The organism is Ferruginibacter sp., assembly GCF_028288465.1.
Lineage (GTDB): Bacteria > Bacteroidota > Bacteroidia > Chitinophagales > Chitinophagaceae > Ferruginibacter.
Genome location: NZ_JAQBNR010000015.1, coordinates 307,809 through 328,360 on the forward strand (window position 1 = coordinate 307,809; position 20,552 = coordinate 328,360).

At 43.7% G+C, this 20,552-nt stretch carries 17 protein-coding genes; 8 read left to right on the forward strand and 9 right to left on the reverse strand.

Annotated features, from left to right (window positions below):
* Nucleotides 1-152 precede the first annotated feature (152 nt).
* From JWR61_RS06350 to JWR61_RS06360, 3 genes are all read left to right on the forward strand, one after another.
* Nucleotides 153-365: a hypothetical protein gene (locus JWR61_RS06350; RefSeq protein ID WP_301926996.1), complete on the forward strand. Its 213-nt coding sequence runs from the start codon at nucleotides 153-155 to the stop codon at nucleotides 363-365.
* Between the two features lie 36 nt (nucleotides 366-401).
* Nucleotides 402-605 carry a hypothetical protein gene (locus tag JWR61_RS06355; protein WP_301926997.1) on the forward strand — a complete coding sequence of 68 codons (204 nt, stop codon included), beginning with the start codon at nucleotides 402-404 and terminating at the stop codon, nucleotides 603-605.
* Between the two features lie 891 nt (nucleotides 606-1,496).
* The gene (locus JWR61_RS06360) at nucleotides 1,497-2,129 is read left to right on the forward strand and encodes an outer membrane beta-barrel protein (protein WP_301926998.1); all 633 of its coding nucleotides are present in this window, start codon (nucleotides 1,497-1,499) and stop codon (nucleotides 2,127-2,129) included.
* 300 nt (nucleotides 2,130-2,429) lie between these two features.
* Here JWR61_RS06360 and JWR61_RS06365 read toward each other — a convergent pair whose 3' ends face one another.
* From JWR61_RS06365 to JWR61_RS06380, 4 genes are all read right to left on the reverse strand, one after another.
* Entirely contained in the window at nucleotides 2,430-5,429 is a 3,000-nt protein-coding gene (locus JWR61_RS06365) for an ELWxxDGT repeat protein (RefSeq protein ID WP_301926999.1), read from the reverse strand.
* Between the two features lie 33 nt (nucleotides 5,430-5,462).
* A complete protein-coding gene (locus tag JWR61_RS06370; protein WP_301927000.1) occupies nucleotides 5,463-5,843 on the reverse strand; it encodes a DUF4907 domain-containing protein in 381 nt (126 codons plus the stop codon).
* Between the two features lie 548 nt (nucleotides 5,844-6,391).
* On the reverse strand, nucleotides 6,392-7,159 hold the full coding sequence (locus tag JWR61_RS06375; RefSeq protein ID WP_301927001.1) for a porin family protein: 768 nt from the start codon (nucleotides 7,157-7,159) through the stop codon (nucleotides 6,392-6,394).
* Between the two features lie 511 nt (nucleotides 7,160-7,670).
* Entirely contained in the window at nucleotides 7,671-8,084 is a 414-nt protein-coding gene (locus tag JWR61_RS06380; protein ID WP_301927002.1) for a TIGR03067 domain-containing protein, read from the reverse strand.
* A gap of 398 nt (nucleotides 8,085-8,482) precedes the next feature.
* Here JWR61_RS06380 and JWR61_RS06385 point away from each other — a divergent pair, with 398 nt between their 5' ends.
* Nucleotides 8,483-10,981: a gliding motility-associated C-terminal domain-containing protein gene (locus JWR61_RS06385; RefSeq protein WP_301927003.1), complete on the forward strand. Its 2,499-nt coding sequence runs from the start codon at nucleotides 8,483-8,485 to the stop codon at nucleotides 10,979-10,981.
* Nucleotides 10,982-11,204: 223 nt separating this feature from the next.
* Here JWR61_RS06385 and JWR61_RS06390 read toward each other — a convergent pair whose 3' ends face one another.
* Together JWR61_RS06390 and JWR61_RS06395 are read right to left on the reverse strand one after the other, a co-directional pair.
* Nucleotides 11,205-11,768 carry a hypothetical protein gene (locus JWR61_RS06390; protein WP_301927004.1) on the reverse strand — a complete coding sequence of 188 codons (564 nt, stop codon included), beginning with the start codon at nucleotides 11,766-11,768 and terminating at the stop codon, nucleotides 11,205-11,207.
* A 427-nt stretch (nucleotides 11,769-12,195) separates the two neighbouring features.
* Nucleotides 12,196-13,326: an FAD-binding domain-containing protein gene (locus JWR61_RS06395; RefSeq protein ID WP_301927005.1), complete on the reverse strand. Its 1,131-nt coding sequence runs from the start codon at nucleotides 13,324-13,326 to the stop codon at nucleotides 12,196-12,198.
* Nucleotides 13,327-13,352: 26 nt separating this feature from the next.
* Here JWR61_RS06395 and JWR61_RS06400 point away from each other — a divergent pair, with 26 nt between their 5' ends.
* On the forward strand, nucleotides 13,353-13,583 hold the full coding sequence (locus JWR61_RS06400) for a hypothetical protein (protein ID WP_301927006.1): 231 nt from the start codon (nucleotides 13,353-13,355) through the stop codon (nucleotides 13,581-13,583).
* A 4-nt stretch (nucleotides 13,584-13,587) separates the two neighbouring features.
* Here JWR61_RS06400 and JWR61_RS06405 read toward each other — a convergent pair whose 3' ends face one another.
* Nucleotides 13,588-14,289 carry a hypothetical protein gene (locus JWR61_RS06405; protein ID WP_301927007.1) on the reverse strand — a complete coding sequence of 234 codons (702 nt, stop codon included), beginning with the start codon at nucleotides 14,287-14,289 and terminating at the stop codon, nucleotides 13,588-13,590.
* 516 nt (nucleotides 14,290-14,805) lie between these two features.
* Here JWR61_RS06405 and JWR61_RS06410 point away from each other — a divergent pair.
* From JWR61_RS06410 to JWR61_RS06420, 3 genes are all read left to right on the forward strand, one after another.
* Nucleotides 14,806-15,018 (forward strand): hypothetical protein, encoded by a 213-nt coding sequence (locus tag JWR61_RS06410; protein ID WP_301927008.1) that lies wholly within the window; start codon nucleotides 14,806-14,808, stop codon nucleotides 15,016-15,018.
* 36 nt (nucleotides 15,019-15,054) lie between these two features.
* Nucleotides 15,055-15,258, forward strand: a complete 204-nt coding sequence (locus JWR61_RS06415) for a hypothetical protein (RefSeq protein ID WP_301927009.1) — start codon at nucleotides 15,055-15,057, stop codon at nucleotides 15,256-15,258.
* 342 nt (nucleotides 15,259-15,600) lie between these two features.
* Complete coding sequence (locus JWR61_RS06420) at nucleotides 15,601-15,762, forward strand: hypothetical protein (RefSeq protein WP_301927010.1); 162 nt, start codon at nucleotides 15,601-15,603, stop codon at nucleotides 15,760-15,762.
* A 128-nt stretch (nucleotides 15,763-15,890) separates the two neighbouring features.
* Here JWR61_RS06420 and JWR61_RS06425 read toward each other — a convergent pair whose 3' ends face one another.
* On the reverse strand, nucleotides 15,891-17,933 hold the full coding sequence (locus tag JWR61_RS06425) for a multicopper oxidase domain-containing protein (RefSeq protein WP_301927011.1): 2,043 nt from the start codon (nucleotides 17,931-17,933) through the stop codon (nucleotides 15,891-15,893).
* A gap of 593 nt (nucleotides 17,934-18,526) precedes the next feature.
* Nucleotides 18,527-20,197 (reverse strand): gliding motility-associated C-terminal domain-containing protein, encoded by a 1,671-nt coding sequence (locus JWR61_RS06430; RefSeq protein WP_301927012.1) that lies wholly within the window; start codon nucleotides 20,195-20,197, stop codon nucleotides 18,527-18,529.
* Between the last annotated feature and the right edge of the window lie 355 nt (nucleotides 20,198-20,552).

Here is a 20,552-nt window from a genome sequence, read left to right on the forward strand (position 1 = left end):
CACTAACACTAATAATGCAGCCCTCGAAACAATCAATATAGCAGCGCAGGCAGGCTGCGGGTGAATTACCTGTGAATTTTACAAAATTCCATTTTAATTGTACAACGACACCTGGTTGCCGGTACTTACCTTGTGGAGTATAGAAAATGGCCATGATACATTTATATAACATTGGAGATCACGTTCAGCAAATATCCTCCGGAAGGCAACTGTTTATTGTAAAGTTAACCGGCACAGGTAATTTGAACAGCTATTCCGGCGAAGTGCAACCGGAGGGAAATTATGAATGTGCATGGGTAAGCGGGATAGAGGTTTGCAGCGATTATTTTATGGAGTGTGATTTAAGCCTGGTTCAATCTGCATAATCCTTACATTTACTTCATCAGTTAATAAACATACTTATGGAAAATATTGAAGCGGGAGATTTTGTACTGCATCAAAAACAACGGCATATGAATCACGGGATTGCTTTTGTTGTTTTAGAAATTCATGAAAAGGCTGCGTTATGCGAATATTTTGATGCTGACCTCGTACTGACACAGTCCCTTTTTGCCCTTGCAGACCTTATCCCTCATAGAAAAATTGCCTACAGGAACTCCGATTAACATTGATTTTGTTTGCTTCCGTGGTTGGTGTGAATTCTCCGATTCCCCGGATTGCGCCCCACCGACCTGTAGCAAAATGAATTAACTTACAAATAAAAAGTGAAAGCCAGCGACTTCAAATACAATGGTCATCGCAATTCGTACACCGGGTTAAATGAAGTGTATTTTTGGACAATAACCATCAATAACAGCAGCATCTGTTAAAGCCGGATGAAAATAAAATGATTGTCATCAACAACTTGCAATAGTTGGTACAAAACCTTACAACGGTCCGGTTTTATGAAGGTATGGAAGATGAGCCCGGCATACTAACACATTTCGGCGAAGTGTTCTAACCGAAGACGTGGTCGGTGAGGACACCGGACCACGGGAGGAAGAAGTTTGGGTAATGGACGATGTATCAAAACACGAAAGCAATTCTACAGAACATTCAATATGAAAATTGCAACCTGGCATTTAGAAAGACCGGCCAGAAACGGTAAAAGAAGCGCCGCTATTTTAGAATACCTGAAAATATGAGATGCAGACATTTTAGTCTTAACGGAGACAAATGAATTCATAGATTTAGGCATAGCCTATCAATTAGTTCATACAGAAGTTCTTTCGGGCAACTTCTATAAACAAGGCGACCGGCAAGTAAGTATTTTTTCGAAGTATCCAATTGTTAAACACATTCCGACATTCAGAGAATAGCGGGATATTTTTTATAACCTTCACTTGCTATGAATGGATTTCAGTGATTGATAAAACAGCTGGCTACGATATTGTTTACAGCTGCCCGTCCGAAAGAGACGTTGCCGGGAATGAGAATTAGTCCCCGGTAATATTTTTTGATTAGCCATTTTATTCGATGATCGCAATTCTATAATTTTTATACTCAAATGCTGATATATGAAATACGCTGTTTGTATGATCATTGCAATAATTACTTTGTCGCATAATGGCCTTGCACAACGCAGGTCGTCAAAAAGCAAAACCAGGTTTGGTGTAAAAGCAGGATACAATTACGTCAACTCAACCAATATATCATCTATCGCCGTAGATAATACAAACGGGTTTCATGCAGGAGTATTTTTTTCTGGTGAGGAGGATAATGTAAAGGCAGGCAGTGATTTTCTTTTTTCAAAACAGGGCTACAAATATAAAAACGGCAAAGTATACATGAATTATTTAAGCACAACTGAAACTGCAGATTTTTTTGTTGTTGAAGATATCTTCAAATTACAGATTGGTCTGCAGATTGGCTATTTGCTTTCTGCGATAGCTGACAGCAGTGGCATTACTTTTAACACCCCATCTAAAAAGGCAACTGATTATTTTACCCGCTTTTCATTTGGCATAGCTGGAGGAGCCGAATTAATTAGTGAGTCAGGATTATCAATAGGTATGCGGTATACAGTTGGCCTGAATAATCTTCTGAAAACATACCAAACCAACCGCCCTGTACCGGCCTTTTTACCTGCTCTGCCCAATGCCATCTTAAAAAGCAATATATTCCAGGTATATGCAGGGTTCAGGTTTTAGTTGCATTTTTTTGCAATCTAACAGGCGCTGGTTCTGATCGCTTTCGGATGATACAATGGTTTTGCAGGGAGGTTTGCAGTGTAGGCACGTTACTAATACCCGGTAATGTAAAGTTGCCCGCATTAAAGAGTAGTAACAGGAAAACAGAGGAAAAGTACACCTGAGCCTGGGTATATGAAAGAGGTGCCATACAGCCCACACAACGCACCGGCTATGCCCAGGTTAGTATTTACAAATAAATTATAAAACAACAAAACCCCGAAAGCCTTGTGCCCCGGGGTTTTGTTGTTTGTAGTTTTACTACTGTTTTATAAAGCGGCTGAGTAAGGTATTATCTCCGCTTATTACTTTAATAAAGTAAATACCACTTGCCAGCGAAGCAACATCCAGCGATATGGTTCCGGCTATGCTATTATATTGCTGACTTTTCAATACCGCACCCGAAGGGGAAATTAACAGCAACGTCGCCGGCGTATTTTGTTTAAGCCCGGTACATGCAACTTGTACAGTATTATATGCAGGGTCAGGGCTCACTTGTAATGATAACCGCGTTGCCTGGGTATTGACAGGAGCAGCGATTGCGGCAAGTCTTTGCGTTGTTGGTGTTCCCATATTTCCAATATATAATTCCTGGCCCACTGCATACGTGTAGGCTGAAAAATACAATTTACTGCCCGCACCAAAAAGGTTGGTAATGTTTTTTAAACCGGGTAAAATGGCGTCATTTACCGGGGTAACATCGGTGCCACTGCTTTCCAGCAGCGTATTATCATACGTTACAGCATACAGGTGGTCGTTTACGCTAATAGCGCTGGTAAAGTAATACCAGCCTGGTCCTTCAACTAAATCTTTTATTAACCTGGTACCAGCACTGGTGCCATCCGATTGCCACCACTCCTGTCCAAACTCATCTGTTGTGGCAAGAAAATACAATATTTTTTTACCGCTTATCAACGCAGAAGGGCCTAAATAAGCAATTGACGACGAGGCTCCCGGATTGATATCTTTTACCATTTTAGTACCTGCGGCAGTACCATCCGTGGCATACAATTCATCGCCAAGGCTACTCACATTATCGTGAGCGTAAAAAAACAATTTGCCGTTTGCTTCGCCAAAAGGTTGCTGGTAAACCGATAAATCTTTTAACACGATCGTACCTGCTTCTGTTCCGTCAGACTGCCATATCGCAGCGCCCACGCCGGAGTTAGCGGTATATGCATTAAAATAAAGCTTTCCTTTAAAATTGTACAGGTTGGATAGTGGATTAAAATTATAACTGCCGATTGTTTTTACAACCCGGGTGCCTGTAACAGTACCATCTGATTTCCATAACTGGCTGCCTAGCTTGCTATCTACGTTAGCAAAATATAATGTACTGCCAACAGTTACCGGAAAAACATTGAAGTCTGAATTGATGTCAGTCTTCAAAATATAAGTGCCTGCTTTTGTTCCATCGGTACGCCACAGGGTGGTAGTGTTGGTTTGAAAACTATAGGTGGTTGCATATAGCAAATTGTCTGCTGCAACCAGGTCTGAAATAAAACCAGCGTTAGATTCAATCAGTGAAGGCGTGGGCAGTACGATGGTTCCTGTTTTTGTTCCGTTGGTTTTACATAGCCTGCGGCTTTCATTAAAGAAATAAGCCTCTTTTTTAAAAATGACAAACGTTTTTTGAGAAAAGCCCAAGCTTACCACATTGGTAGCAGAATCTAATATTGTGGTGCCATTTTTACTACCGTCGCTGATGTACGCTTTTTGGTAGCCAATGCCATTGTATGCACCAAAAATTACTTTATCATTAAGCGTTGTAAATGCAGAAGGTTGCCCATCTCCGGTAGTGATCGTGTTGATGTCTTTTACCATCATAGTTCCCGCTGCTGTTCCATCCGTGCGCCATAGTTCATTGCCTGCGGCACTTAAAGCACTAAAAAGCGCAATGTTTTTATCAGGGGTGATATCATTCGGGCCGGATCCCTCTTTACCTGGCAGAATATCTTTTAGTAAAAAAGTGCCGGCTGCTGTGCCATCGCTGTTCCAGAGCTCGGTTCCCAAAGTGGCACTGGTACAGGCAAATAGCAGCTTGCCATTAATACTGGTGAAGCCATAAAAAGGATTGCTCCAGGTGGAATCAATATCAGTTAAAAAATCTTTTACTAAAACAGTGCCCCCGCTCGTGCCATCCGTTTTCCAAAGTTGAGACAGGCGGCCATTGGCAGTGGCAGTAAAAAACACATTGCCATTTACACTGGTGAAAGCCCCGGGCAATGAACCGGCATTGCCTGGAACAATATCTTTTACCAGCGTTACATTACCAGTTGGGTCTGCCGTATTAAACTTACACAATTCAAAGCCGGTAGATGAATTGGCACCATCAAAAATTTTTCCCTGGAAGTAGATGGTGTTATTGGCGGTGGCAAATAAATTACCTCCATTACTGGCATCTGTAGCAAGCAAAATATGATCGCTGTTCTTCACCTTATAAGTTCCATTTGTCGTACCATCACTTGCCCACAACTGGTTGCCTGTGCCGTCATCTGCAGCAAAATACAACAGGCCGTTTACCGGTGTTAAATGAACAGGTGTGCTGCCGGTATAGGGGTTGGTATTAATGTCGGCCACCAGCCCCGTACCGGCTGCGGTACCATCACTGGTATACAATTCGCTGCCGGAGTTGGTGCCGTAATCGTAAAAAGAGTAAAAAAGTCGCCCGTTGGAACCCACCATTTCCTGTATATAACCGTTAACGCTTGTTACCAGCACAGCGTTTTTGCCGGTGGCATCTGTTTTATACAGCTCAGCAAAATTGCCATTGCTATTGTAATACGTGTAGGTAAAAAAAAGTGTTCCGCTTACATCTGTTAAATAAGAAAAAAATCCATAGTATGCAGCGGGCAAATTCGCAATTGGCACAGTGCCTGCATCTGTGCCATCCGAAACCCAAATGGTTTGAGCGTAGTTTTGATTATATGAGATAAAGTAGAGTTTACCTCCCGACGTCATTGTATAAGCAAAAACAGAGGAAGCTGAACCAGGGTTGATATCTTTAACAAGATGGGTGCCATTGGCGGTGCCATCACTGGCGAATAATTCCCGGCCATGTATACCATCATCGGCGGTAAAATAAAAAACGCCGTTCAATACAGCAAATAAAACTCCATTGTCAGCCTGGTAGTTACTGGGGTAACTGCTCTTTATTTTATTTATATCCGTAAGACTAATTTTTTGCGCAGTTAGCGATGTGCCAATACCAATGCAGGCGAGGAACATCAGTACATAGGGCAACAGGTATGTTCTTTTCATACAAATTTTTAGGGTGTTATTAATGGTGAACAATTAGTGTGTGGTAGCCTGTAACAATTCAGCAGTCGTAAGCTCTGCCGGCTGACCACTTTTAATTTTTTCAATGGCTATAAAGGCCGCTTTGTCTGCCTGCATCTTTTCAGTGAGCGTTGGCTGCTTGTTGCCGGCAGACTGGGGCATGGCAGGCTGATGATAAATGATTTTACCGTTCTGGAAAATATTGTACCCATACACTTTATTGGGGGCAATAAACAGGGTATAGGTGTACAGGCTGCCATCTGGCCCCCTTGATACACGGCTGTTGGCAGGTGGCTCAGGCCTTGCTGGCTGAGGGGGCTGAGCGGTGCTTTTTAAAGCAAACAAAAGCAGGGATAGCATTGCACAACTGCAATACTTCAAGATGAAAGTTTTCATAATTAGACAAGTTTAAATGTAAGTGACGGTTTTTTAGTTAAGCAATCAGTGGCAAATGAAGCACGAACAAGATAGGAAATTTCTAAATAAAAAACTTTGTGACAGATAAATTCGCTAAAAAATTTCAATGTACTCAATGTGTACAGAAAAAAAGGTGTTTCAAAAAACAGCCAATCATACAAATTAAAGCAATCCCCGGCAGTCACACGATTGCATTAGACGTACGAAATAATGATAGGCGCTGGAATGAGGTAACATGAAGGCACAGGAGACGGATCTTTGTGCCTGGCTGAAATGATTAATAAGGTTGTCCTCAACAGCCTGCAATAGTTGGTACAAAACCTTACAACGGCCCGGTTTTATGAAGGTCTGCAAGATGAGCCCGGCATGCTAACACATTCAAGCAAAGTATTCTAACCGAAGACGTGGTCGGTGAGGACACCGGACCACGGGAAGAAAGGGTATTCGGTGATGGAAAATGCACCAGCTATGGAAGCAAAAAGAGGTTGCCTTTTTAGACAACCTCAGCAAATTTTAAATAGTATATTTTAAAATCTAAAACCAGCACTTAAGGCAATAACCTGATTTTTATAAGCCGGTACTGTACTGCTGCCATCGCCATTATTCTTTTGGAAATCCAGGCTGTAACGTAAATCAAAAATTACGGGGCCTGCTGCCGCCTCTAAACCTATTACTCCGCCTAATATGTTTTTTCTCAGGTTTTCATTGTCGTTTTTAACCAGGGTTTCATGGGAGGCATTTGCAACCGTAACTTTGGTTTTTGTTGATGTTAAAAAAGAAAATTGCGGGCCTATTACAACGCCAAAATTCTGCGTAGGTTTAAATTTTGCCAGCAATGGTACTTCAATAAAGTTAGTAGTTTGTTTGTACTCATAGGGTGCATTTGAGTAGGTGCCTGTAGCTTTATAACCTTTTTGCGAAAATTGTACTTCGGGCTGAATACTAAACGCAGGAACGACTGGTATTTCTAAAAATAAGGCTGCATTAAAACCCGTCTTTGCACCTGTCGTTAAGTCAATGTTGGTACTTCCGCTCTTCTTTATATTGGAAGAATTTACACCAGCTCTTACACCCAGCCGTAGACCGGTTTTTTCTGACGTTGTGGTAACGTGCGATGTGTTTGATACGGTAGTAACGCTTGTAGATTTCGTAACAGTTGTTCCGGGTGCAGCGATCGTGGTATCCTGGGTAGTTATAGTGCTATCAGACTTTTTAACCAAAGTGTCTGTTTGCGCTGTCGTTTTCATGGCAGCAGTCATTAATACGACTGTTGTTGCCAACCAGATGTGTTTCATAATTATTTGTTTTGTTTGTCTAACAACACGAAAACGGTATGCCAAACCATTTTTCTGCGTATTTGTTAGCGCAACTGATCTTCTTTTGACGAACTGCTTCCACGAAACGGGAGTAAATTACTCAACGGTTAACTACAACGTTTGCCGGCCTGCGTGTATGTACAACTTCCCCGCAAACGTCTGCTACCGGGCGAGGGGGCGTTAACCATGGACGTTGCTTCCGTGTTTGGTGTAAACGCTTCGATCCGCCGGTTTGCGCCCCACCGACGGGTAGCAAAATGAATTTAACCTGCAAATCAAAAGTGAAAGCCGGCGACTTCAATACAATGGTCATAGCAATTCGTACACCGGATAAAATGAAGTGTATTTTTTTGGCAATAACCTTCAATCAATGGCAGCATTTATCAAAGCCGGATGAAAATAAAATGATTGTCATCAACATCCGGTCAAGGGGGTACAAAACCTTACAACGATCCGGGTTTGCGAATACCCCGTCGGGGCACAATGTTCATCAAACTTTTCGCTTGCAGATAATCAACTCCTGATCGTTTTTGTCTGATATTGCTGCAGGGCGCAAACCGGCAGGTGCCACTACAATCTTCAGCGAATCTCCGTTCAACTCATAAGCAACGCTGACAGGCGTCGAATTGGCCTCCGCTGGCTGGATAATAAGCAACCTGGGATTGCCGGTAGTATCCAACTTGAACGAATACTTCATCTCCTTTCCAGTCTCGTCTGTGAAAGTAACTTTATCTCCGCTGAAGACATACACGTAAGTCACGTTCTTTTTGATGCTGTTTTGGCTTTCTGTTTGCGCCAACCAGGTTCCTTGTATGTTTACCTGGTCGGTCAATTTTGCCGCATCGCTGGTGACGCCACATGACCGGGCGCAAACAAGACCCAATAGAATGAGGAAGAATTTCATAATGTGATATCATTAAAACGCATTAAGAAATCAATATGTTACAAACCTATCAGGTTTTTTCCCGCCCGCGTCTTTCATCAAAACGCAGGTGCTTTTCCGTCCCGGCAACGTCTCCTCCCGGGCCAGTGCGTTGGCCAGGGACCTTGTGTACCACGGAGCAACGGATGTAATCAGCCAGGCGCAACGTCTTCAGCCTTGCTGCAAAGGCCCGGTGAAAGACGTTGATGGAAAGCAATTTCAGTCGGTGTGTGAATCCTGGGTGACATACACGTGTGCGCCAGATGAGATGGGGAACTCCGCATTGAAAAAGGTTACTGGCGGTTGTTAGCATTTAAATCATCTTTTTTTTATATCTTCCGTTTAGTTTTATATTGCTTGCAAAACCCTACCCGCCAGCCATGAGAAATAAGTGCTTTATATTGATCATTTTCCTGTTCAACTTTACAAATGCTGTTTCGCAAAAGCCCATATTTCAATGGGCCAAAGCTTTTGTTGGAAACGGTAATCAATCGGCTTACAGTAATGGAAGATCCGTAGCGGTAGATAAACAGGGTAATGTTTATTCTGCCGGCCTTTTTGGTTACACTGTTGACTTTGATCCCGGCCCTGGTGTATTTATGCTTGCAGCCGGCAACTGGGCCAATACAGCAATTTACCTTTCCAAGCTCAGTCCATCTGGCGATTTTTTATGGGCCATACAAATACCAACTTACGTTGAGTTTGGGAATATCGAGATAAGGGTTGACAAAGACGATAATGTATGTATAGCTTCCGAATTGCGGCTCCCTACAGATTTTGATCCGGGAACAGGTGTATATATGTTATCGCCTACCGGGGGGTGGGATGCTTTCGTAGCGAAATACAATCCCAGCGGAAATCTTGTGTGGGCAAAGCAATTTGGTGGCCCGGGAGATACGGTGCCCCGTTCGGATGTGTTGAGTATTGATAACGACAATAACGTGATTGTTTGTGGCAATTTTAATAATACAGTTGATTTTGATCCGGGCCCCGCTGTTTATAACATAACCTCCACAGCCCATATACAGGCGTTTATAGTGAAATTAACAAGTAACGGCGATTTTATTTGGGCCAAACAATTTGGAACGTCACCGGTCGTGTATTCGGGTTCTAATATTGCAGATGTGAAATCTGATTCCGGGGGGAACATCTATCTCACCGGGGATTTTGCGGGAGAATGTGATTTTGACCCGGGCCCGGCGTCTTATTTATTGAAAAGCCATGGGCTCAGGGATGCGTACATTGCAAAATTAACCCCTGACGGCAACTACATATGGTGCAAAAGTGTTGGTAACACAACAGGCGATTATTACCAATATTCTGACACCCATGGCATTGCTGTTGATTCAAAACAGAATGTGTATGTGACCGGCGATTTTATGGGAACTTTTGACTTTGACCCTGGCGCCGCTACGCACATTATCAGCAGTAGTAATTACGACTGGTATCTTCTTAAACTAAATGTAGCAGGTGAGTTTGGGTGGGTAGATGCATTTGCAGGAAGCGGTAGTGATGGTGGTGCCGATGTGGCTATAGGTAATGATGGGATGGTAAACGCTGTGGGATTTATTGGTCAAACTACTGATATGGACCCGGGGCCTGGAGTATATCCTGTTACTACCCTGAATCAATATGGTGGCTCTGCACTTGTCAAAGTAGACCAGGACGGAGGTTTTATTTATGCTGTGCCTTTCGATCAGCCTGCTACAGATTATGGAGATTGCCTCACACGCCGGATGGCACTTGACGATATGCAAAATATTTATATCACAGGATATCTATCCGGCACCGTTGATTTTGATCCTGGCCCGAATGTGTATCCGCTCTACAGTGGAAACAGTGAAGCACCTTTTGTGTTAAAGCTATCACGGTGTACAAACGTCACAACATCCACTTTAAATATCAGCACCTGCGACAATTATATGCTGAACAACGAAACATTTGATTCGACCGGAATATACATACGTAGGATTACTAACAGTATAGGCTGCGATTCGATCATTACACTTCATCTTACCATCAACAAAAAGTACACACAGCAAATTAAAACTATTTGCCAGGGTGAAAGTTTTTTTGCTGGAGGAGCGAAGCAAACCGTTTCCGGAATATATTTGGATACGCTTGCTTCCTGGACAAATTGTGATTCAATTGTCACTACCAGTTTAACGGTATCTCCCAAACCAGCGCCAGCCTTAGGCCCTGACACCGACTTATGTGCTGGTACACAACTGGTAATAAGTCCGGGATCTTTCACGAATTACCTGTGGCAGGATATGTCTGCGTCGGGCAGTTTTACAGTGAAAGCTGAGGGTGTTTTCTGGGTGCGGGTTACCAATAGCTTTAACTGCAGCGCAACCGACAGTTTTATAGTCAGAAATATATTGCCCACACCAGCAAACTTTTTGAAAAAAAAGGATAGCATCTGCAGTTACGACAAACTTAATATTATCGCATTGCAACCGTATAAACAATATCTGTGGTCTACGGGATCTTTTGAAAATGGTATTGTTGCAGAGCAGCCTGGTGAATACTGGTTAAAGGTAACAGACGTAAATGGATGCGTTGCGACGGATACCGTTACGGTTTATAAAAAAGATTGCATGAATGGTGTGTATATTCCGACAGCCTTTTCACCCGGCAATGATGGCAAAAATGACATTTTCAGGGCAAGCGTTTTTGGAAGACTATTGTCATTTAAACTCCAAATATTCAACCGTGCCGGCCAGGTCATTTTTCAAACAACTGATCCAGCCAAAGGGTGGGACGGCACGCACAATGGTACAAAGTATTCTACCTCCGTTTTTGTCTGGCAATGTTCGTATCAGCTGGATCAGCAGAAACCTTCTTTTCGAAAAGGAACAGTCACAATCGTGCGTTGAAAGGTTGTTTGATTTAGTACTTTACATACTACTTCGCAGCAACGTGCTCCGTCCCGGCAACGTCTCCTCCCGGGCCAGTGCGTTGGCCAGGGACCTTGCTCACCACGGAGCAACGGATGTAATCAGCCAGACGCAACGTCCTCAACCATACTGCAAAAGCCCGTTGAGAGACGTTGCTGGAAAAAAGAAGCGTTGCCGGAAGAAATGGTAAATGCCAGTTATCTTACCAGTTCCTTTTTTCGGCAATTGAGTTTGTTTCTTTCTCCAGGTGCTCCACCAACAAAGACAGCTTCCTGTAAAAAGCAGCAATTAACCGTATGTTATCATCGTCATATTGCCATTCATCTTTAATGCTGGCAGGATGCATTTCATGTTTTATTTCACAAAGCGCTTTTATCGCTTTTTCTGTACGACTGAGTACTTCCACAGTCAACCCAAAGATGACAAGTCCGATATCTTTATTAACCATCGCTTGTTTTTTACCTTTCTCTTCGTACGTTTCATCAATATCACTATGATCAAGGTCGTCTATAAACAATTGATTTCTTTCCTCCAGTTCATTCAGCAAAATCTCAGCATCGTCAATACACGCCGTTATTGTTTTCACCATAACGTCATCGCTGTCATCGAAGATACTCATGTCCATTCCTTCAGCATTCTCAAGGTAATAGTCCATTTCTTTTATTCCTACATCGTTGTGTATCATAAAAGCGCCCTTGAACAAAAGGAATTGGGCAGCCATTATATAAGAATAGCTGTTGATAATATTTTGCCGGTAAGGAGTCATGCGGTTGTTTTTTTGCAGGCTGTTATAGAAATGAGTTTTTTTTATTACCATTGCGGGTGCTCCTCAATCATCACTTAAGTCAACATCTCCATTCGAGCGCCGCCGGCAGGTATCCCGGCCAGCAACTGGACTGCAATAATGCAATAAAAATTTACTTTTGCAAGTATTTGTGTAAAACTGTTTTATAACAAGACAGTTCGTTCAATTTGCAAGGGGGGCAGCAAACCAGATGGAAGCTTCCTTTCCAGCAACGTCTCCTCCCGGGCCAGTGCGTTAGCCAGGGACGTTGTGTACTACGGAGCAACGAAAGTAATCAGCCAGACGCAACGTCCCCGGCTATGCTGCAAAGGTCCGTTGAGAGAAGTTGCTGGAAAGCGGTAAATATTCCGTGTGCCACGAAACTTGACGCTGATAAATTTTAACACCATTATTTCATTGCCTTAAGCAGTTTGTCAGCTTTTTTCCAGAACGCCGAATACGATTTATGAAAGCCGGTTATTTCGGGAAACATCCAGTCTCTTTCATCTTTTATGCCGGGATAATGAGTGCACGATGGATGCTCTTTGGAAATAAACACAGGGTCTGTAACGCCTGTTTTTTTATAAAATGCTGTAAGGGCCTTTACTTCACCGCTAAAAATTTGTATGCCTTTTATATTTTCCGCCAGGCCAGTAATGAATGTAATAACATCATCACTTACCGGGAATTGTTTAAAGTGCGATGGTTCCAGTAACAGAATGCGGTTTGCTTTTTCTTTCTTTCGCCATAATGGGTCGAGATTGTAAGAATTATAAATAAGCGTTGGCAATGCTGTATTTATTTTGGGAGTTATTGTTTTGGGCAGGGTAGTAGTAAGTGTAAGCGTAGTACGCTTTTTAAACCCTTCAGGTATATCCATCTTTACCAATACATCGTAAGGTTTATCCAAAAATGTATCCTTCTGTAGAGTATGTGTATAACGGTTAATATTGTCCTGGTTGCAATAATATTGTTTCCAGGAAAATGCGCCGGCAACCCATTGCCAGCTGCACGTATTGCTTGCAATATCACCGTCAAGCAAATGATAATACAGCCACCTGGAAGGTTGTAACCAATAGGTTTTGGCGACATTGCAAGTGATGGATGCCATGTACATGCGCACGTGGTTGTGCAGGTAACCTGTATTGTAAAAGCGCCCTAATAATTCATCTAACACTGTAATGCCTGTTGTTGCATGCTGTATTGCATAGGGCATGCTTTTGTATTTTGCATTGGGTTGTTTGTAAGTGATGTCTTTGAGTATATCATTGCCAAGCGATTTGTATACCAATTGAAAAAAATCCCGCCAGGCAAGCTCCTGTATCAACTTGTACACACCGTATGGTTTTATATCCTGCTGTTTCAATACAAGATCCAAAACCTGTTTGGTGCTGATTACACCTCTTGAAATATAGGGTGAGAGCCAGGTTACCTTCCCATCAATAAAGTTTCTGGTGTTGCCATACTGCGTTGGCTTTATGCTCTTCATCCGTTTTACTATGGCAGCATAGCTGGTTGGGAAATGTTTTTTTGTAGCCATCTGTTTACAACATTTGTGGCGGCACATTGTTGACCATCATTATGGATATCTACCAGCTCCTTCCCGGCAACGTCTCCTCCCGGGCCAGTGCGTTGGCCAGGGACGTTGCGTATTACGATGCAACAAGCATAATCAGCCCGGCGCAACGTCCTCAGCCATGCTGCAAAAGCCCGTTGAAAGACGTTGCTGGAAAAATACCGGCCAGGGCAGCAAAGCACCATATCACCAGGCCCACACCCACTCCGCCGCCCCCGTGATTTATCAATAAAACAGGCTGGCATAGGTTTTAGCAAAGCTTTGCCAAAAAGCACTATCCCTTAATTGCCAGAGCAGGGAACCGATGAGCAATATCAAAAAAATGGTAAGGAAGGGTTTGTAGTTTTTCTTCCGGTATACATCAAACCCAAGCAATACGCCAACGATTGCCAGGTCCAGCGCATCAGCAATGGTTATGGCATCGCCTATGTTCATTCCGGCACTATATATCAGCCCCCGCCCAATACCGGGCCCGATGGCCAGGATGCCTGTAGCAATCATATACCGCATATGTGTGTTGGGCGTTTTTCGGTAGATCATGGCCAGGCTCCAGAAAATGGCAAAGGAAATAAAACCCCGCATATCCAGCGCAACAAAAGTGAGGTTTTCATGTTCGGGCACAGTGCCCAACCCCCTTGTATACCCCGACCTGCCGATGAGGAAAAGGAAAGCGATAACAAGCGGCCCCAGTACCCAGGAAACATTGCCTATTTTTTTGTGCAGGCTGGCCCTGCCTGATTGTATGAGTAAGGGCTGCACTATCAGCAGCAGTATCCATGTCATCAGCAAGGCACCATGAATATGTATTACTGTTGTGGCATTTTTAAAATGTGGAAACTGGCTGGTGTAAGGATGATAAAATCCCCACTGTACTCCTATAAAGACAAGAAATACAAAAATGGAAGTGTTGCGGTACACTTGCAGCATAGGTTGTTTTTTAAGTGTTGTGATTGGACAGGGTGAAACTAACTATTTAAAATAACAATTGCAAGTGCTTCGCCTGCATATAGCGATTTCCTTCCCGGCATTCTATCTTTTTTCGCAGCAACGTCCGCAGATTACCGCTTTTTATCGGCCAGGTTTTATGAAGGGCAGGAAGATGAGTTCGGCATACTAACCCATTTTGGTGAAGTATGCTAACAGAAGACGTGGTGGGTGAAGACGCCGGACCACGGGAAGAAAGGGTTGTCGGTGATGGAAGAGGCACGAGCTACGGAAGCAAAAATTAAGTCCGCGTTGGTGCATTGACAGGAAAGTGTATTTCTAGCTATCATCTGCCAAACAACAAATGCATTAACAATAATAATGCAGGCATCGAAACAATCAATATGGCAGCGCAGTCGGTTTACAGGTGAATTACCTGTGAATTTTACAAAATTTCATTTTAATTATACAAAAACGCCTGATTGCCGATACTTACCTTGTGAAGGGTAGAAAATAGGCATGATACATTTATATAAAATTGGAGATCACGTTCAGCAAGTATCCTGCGGAAGGCAACTGTTTATTATAAAGTTAACCGGCACAGGTGATTTTAACAGCTCGTCCGGCGAAGTGCAGCCGGAGGGAAATTATGAATGTGCCCGGGCAAGCGGGATAGAGGTTTGCAGCGACTATTTTATGGAGTGTGATTTAAACCTGGTTCAATCTGCATAATCCTTACAATTACTTCATCAATTAATAAATGTACTCATGGAAAATATTGAAGCGGGTGATTTTGTACTGCATCAAAAACAACGGCATATGAATCATGGGGTTGCTTTTATTGTTTTAGAAATTCATAAAGCGGCTGCCTTATGCGAATATTTTGATGCTGACCTTTTACTGACACAGTCCCTTTTTGAAGTGGCAGACCTTATACCTCATAGAAAAATTGCCGACTGGAACGCCGATTAACATTGATTTTGTTTGCAGCTAAGCAGGCAGGAGAAGCGTACAGCGTGTGCCCTCTTTGTTTGAAATGCAGGTTAGTGTTGCATTATAAGTACGGGCAAATTTACGCTTCCGTGGTTGGGTGTGTCACGAATGAGAGGATTGGATAGTTCGGCTTCCGTGGTTGGTGTAAACCTTCCTTGCCGGCAACGTGTCTCCTTCCCGGCAAAGTCTCCTCCCGATCCAGTGCGTTGGCCAGGGACGTTGCGTACTGCGGAGCAACGAAAGTAATCAGCCAGACGCAACGTCCCCGATTATGCTGCAAAGGCCCGGAGAGAGACGTTGCTGGTAAGCTAACTAAAATACATGCATAACAACCCGTGCACAGGCAAACGGCAACTGGCAGCCAATCTAATTGACTACATTCATAGCCCGGCAAAATTTTATCTCACTGGTGTACAGGGCATTTATCCGGTTCCCAATTTTATGGATATGGAAGAGGTAAACTTTAATTTAAGCAAAGCGTAATTCAACTTGACGCAAAGTCCTCAGCTATGCTGCAAAGGGCCGGAGAGAGACGTTGCTTGAAAGAGGTGTACTGCGTCTGGGATGAGCACAACATATCCGTGACGCCACCGGAAAAAGATGGGCCCTCCTCATTTATGCAAAATCATTTTTTTCGTCCATCTTTCATTGTCACTAATTACTTCACAATAATAAATGCCGGCAGTCCATTGAATACCTGCTACATATAATTGCTGCGGTCCGTGACTCATTGCGCCACGATAGATTTTTTTTAACAGGCTTCCTTTTGCATCATATATGTTAACCGTAACCATGGATGATTTTGGCAGATTGAACCTGATACTAAACTGGTTGCTGAAGGGATTAGGAGCCGTTTGTAATTGTAACTGTTCCACGGCCGGTGCAGCCTTCACAAAAGCACGCATCCCGTTCATGTGATCCCGCATTTCTCCCACATAAAAAGACCGCATCATTTCGTGGTCTTCGTGTGAAAGAATATGACAGTGCCATGCATACAATCCCCCAATATCAAAATTGGCAATTACCCTGGTTACCTCGCCGGGATACATTACCCAGGTATCTTTCCATCCCTGTTCCTCGGGTGCCGGTGTTTGCGGTTGCCCTACCAATCTGATACCCGAAGGTTTGCCATTTTCCATATCAACGCTGGCATTGAATTTCTCGCGGTTGACAAGTTGCATACTTACCATGTGCAGGTGAATGGGGTGTGCATCCATGGTTTCGTTGTATATTTCCCAGACTTCTGTACTGTTCAGCATCGGGTTTTCAGTGATGGGATCGTGCCATTCCAGCACACCATTTTCTACCGTACCGAGCATAGGTTTTAAACGGCCAAATTCATCCCTTGCTTCAAACAGAATGAGTTTGCGGGGCGGCAGAGAAGTTTGTAATGCGGTGATAGGTGCCCGCAATACGGCGGGTAATTTAGTTAGCGGGTAATTTTTATTCAGCGGTCTGTTAACCCTGAACGCCATGATGCGTCCTGTTGTTTGCGGGTTTACTGCATCTCCTTTTGGATAAGGCGTTTTTGCATTGTTATGAAGGATAATAGTTTGTCCCCATAAAGCAGGGTTGGCAAAATCAAGCACTATATCTTTCCTTTCACCCGGGGCAATCAGCATTTGTGTCAGGGAAACGGGTGACGGTAACAAACCGTCATCGCTGCCAATTTGTTGTATTGGCTGGTTGGCTGAAAGAAATAAATTATAAAAACGGGAATCTGAACCGTTGAGTACCCGAAAGCGGTACTGCCGTGGTTCGACATCCAGCACAGGCCAGGTTTTGCCGTTCACTAAAATAAAATCTCCGAAAAACTCCGGCAATGCGGTGGGGTTGGGCTGTGGTCCTCCTTCTTCTTCGTCCTCGGGCTTGGAAGGATAAAACAATTGGCCCGCATTGGTAAACATTTTGTCCTGAATAGCTAAACCCAAATCATAAGGAGCTGCAGGTAGCTTACCGGTGTTTTGCAAGTTGGTTTCATTGTCATCGGTAATTAAATAATACCCTGCAAGTCCGGCATAAACATTTAGTCTTGTCATTCCCAAAGCATGGTCGTGGTACCAGATGGTAGCAGCTTCCTGCGTGTTGCTGTAATGATAGGGTGTTACATCACCTTTAATGAAACCGTGTCCTTTTAAAGAAAAACCAGGGGTAAACCAGGCATCGGGTAAACCATCGCTGGCTGACTCGGTATGGCCGCCATGCAGGTGGGTCACAACAGGTACGCCGTACTGCTGCCCGTTGGGAACATAATCAAGGGCATCATGCACTGTATAATCTACCGGTAATAAGTGTGGCAACGGCCGGTTGTTTCCGTCCACCAGGTTATTGCGCCAGAAAACATCAATCGGTATATTTTTTTTAGCAAGGATTGTAGGGCCGGGATAGCTGCCATTGTAGCCCCATACTTTGGTTGGCATCGGTTGTTGGGTTACAGGATCAGTCAAACCTAGCCATTGATCGAATTGCGAAATGCCGATGGTAAATAAGCCACCGTTGCGCCCGTCAATAACCGATGGAACAGGTAATGGATTTACAAATTGAGTTTGTGTTTTGGGATCCAGCAACAATTGTGCGGATGCCTGCCAGGTGAATAATGACAACAGAATGGTTACTATTAAAGACCGTTTCGAATTAATGTATAACTTTTCCATAATGAAATATTTGCTTGCTTACGATGACCAGGTTATAAAAATATCCGGCAGCCAAAGCGAATCAAATGTTTATGGTCATTAAGATAAGTGATCGTTATCATAACGTAATTCCTTAATTGTTGTACACTCTGCTTCCGTGGTTGGTGTAACCCCTTCCACCGCCAAGGTTGCGCCCCACCGCCCTGTAGCAAAATAAATTAACTTACAAATAAAAAGTGCAAGCCGGCAACTTTAAATACAATGGTCATCTCAATTCGGACTCCGGATTAAATGAAGTATCTTTTTTGGACAATAACCATCCATCAATGGTAGCATTTTTTAAAGCCGCATGAAAATAAAATGACTGTCTTCAATAGCCTGCTGTCGTTGAATAAGACTTTACAACGTATTGGTTTTACGAAGGGATGGGAGATGAGTTCAGCATACTAACACATTTTGGTGAAGTATGCTAACCGAAGAGGACACCGGACCACGGGAAGAAAGGGTTTTCGGTGATGGAAGATGCACCCGCCCCGGAGGCAGACCCAGGGCTTTCGCCTTTGGGGCAATTTTATTTAGCCAGGCATTAGCTGCAAGTCGGACACGCACTCAACTTACCGATGTAAAACTACCGTTCCTTTTATCATCACCGGTTTATCAAGCACCCTTCCTTTCACCAGGTAAACATAAACACCCGTAGCCAGCGGCTCACCTTTTTGCGTACCATCCCAGCCCTTTGTAATGTTACTGGTTTTGAAAACAATATTTCCCCAGCGGTCAAATATGGAGAAATCCTGTAAGCTGAGAGAGGCACCGGGCGGTATGCGGTACACATCGTTTTTGCCATCATTATTCGGCGTAAAAGAGGAAGGCATAAATAAGCTGTGAATCACCTTAACCACCAATTCTTTGCTGGTGGGGCAGCCGTTGGTATCTGCAACGTCTAATGTAAAAACAGTGTTCTCCGTTAATGGAACGGTGGAAGATAGCAACGATTGCGGCTTTACTACCAACCCGGCGGGGGTCCATTTAACCGAACCTGGATGGCCTGAAACAACAGCCTGTAGCTGCGCCGGCTCTCCCGATAGAACGGATACCTCAGGAGGAGTAAAGCTGATTTCGGGAACACTTTTTACCCTGACCACTTTTTTATTGGACAATACGCTTACCGGTAATGCACAACCCGGGATGCTGGTTGATACTATGCAGGAAACCGTATCGCCATTTGCCAGTTGATCATTGGTGTAGGTGGCGGAGTAGCTGGCTTTATTTTGGCCATTTACCTGCCATTGGTAGATTGTATAATCCCCTGCGTTTTGCGTGGTGGCCGTAAAGGTTACGGGCTTTCCCTTACACACATCCGGCGTGGAAGCAATCGTTACAATTGGATCTATAAAATCCCGCACATGCATCACTATTTCATTTGAAGGGGCACTTGTGGTGGTATGACATCTTGAGTCCTGGTCAATGGTCACCGTACAACTGATAATATCACCCTCCTTCAATGTATCGCTAACCAATGTTGGTGCGTTCGCGCCGGTTGATATGCCATTGATTTTCCAGGCAAACGCAGGGAAGGTTCCGCCGTTTGCCGTTGCTGTAAAGGTGACGGTTTCGCCCCTGCAAATGGATGCTTTGCTGGGGGTAATTTTGATAGCCGGATGAATCATTGGATAAACATAAATGGTGAGTTGAGAAGACGTAGATTTTGTTAAGCCCGGGCAAGCTGGTGACGACGCAGTGAGTACACATTTTATCCTGGAACCATTGGTAATGGTGGTAGTGGTAAAAACCGTGCTATTAGTTCCTACCAGGCTATCATTTACAGACCACTGGTAAAACGGCACCCAATTTCCATAGTAAGCAGTTGCTGTAAAAACGGTCAGTTCGCCCTCACAAATAAGCGGATCGGTATTGGCAACGCTAATGGTAGGTTCAATATCATTGAGCACATGCAGGGTAATTGCATTGCTAACCACAAGGGTATCTGCACCGCAAGCAGTTGTACAACTGTATTCACAAACTACTACATCCGCATCGTGCACATTTGTGTCGGTGTAAACGGCACTGCTGGTGGCACCTGTAACAACGTTATTTTTTTTCCATGCGTACACGCCGTTTGTTCCGCTATTGGCAACCGTTGCCTGAAACGTGACGGTAGAACCGGGGCAGATATTGTTTTTCTCTTCAGCAATAGTAAGTACAGGAATGCAATTATTTGGCGGGGTTTGGGCAAACAACTTACCGGATAATATCAGCAATATAATGATGCAGCACTTTACCATAACAAAGCAGTTTGGCGGAAAAACGCAGTTGGTTATATCATCAGCCTGGCTGGCCCTTCATTATAAACAGGCACCTGCAGCTTGGAGTTATAATAAGAACGGTGTTAATCAAATTGTCATCACCGCAACTTGCAACCAGCAGGCTAATTTGTTTAAAATAGTGCACTTCAGGTAACAATATCCCGTAAAGAAAGATAAGAAAAAAAATGGTACTGCGTGAAAGTGAGTTTACGGCCGTGGACGGTGTACCACCGTTTGGGGCAAGCGGGCTGCTGAAGTAAAGTCTTCGTTGGCGAAGGGGTGCAGGGCGGGGCAGGAGCGTTGGCTATCCTTGTGCCAGGCAACAAATGCGCTA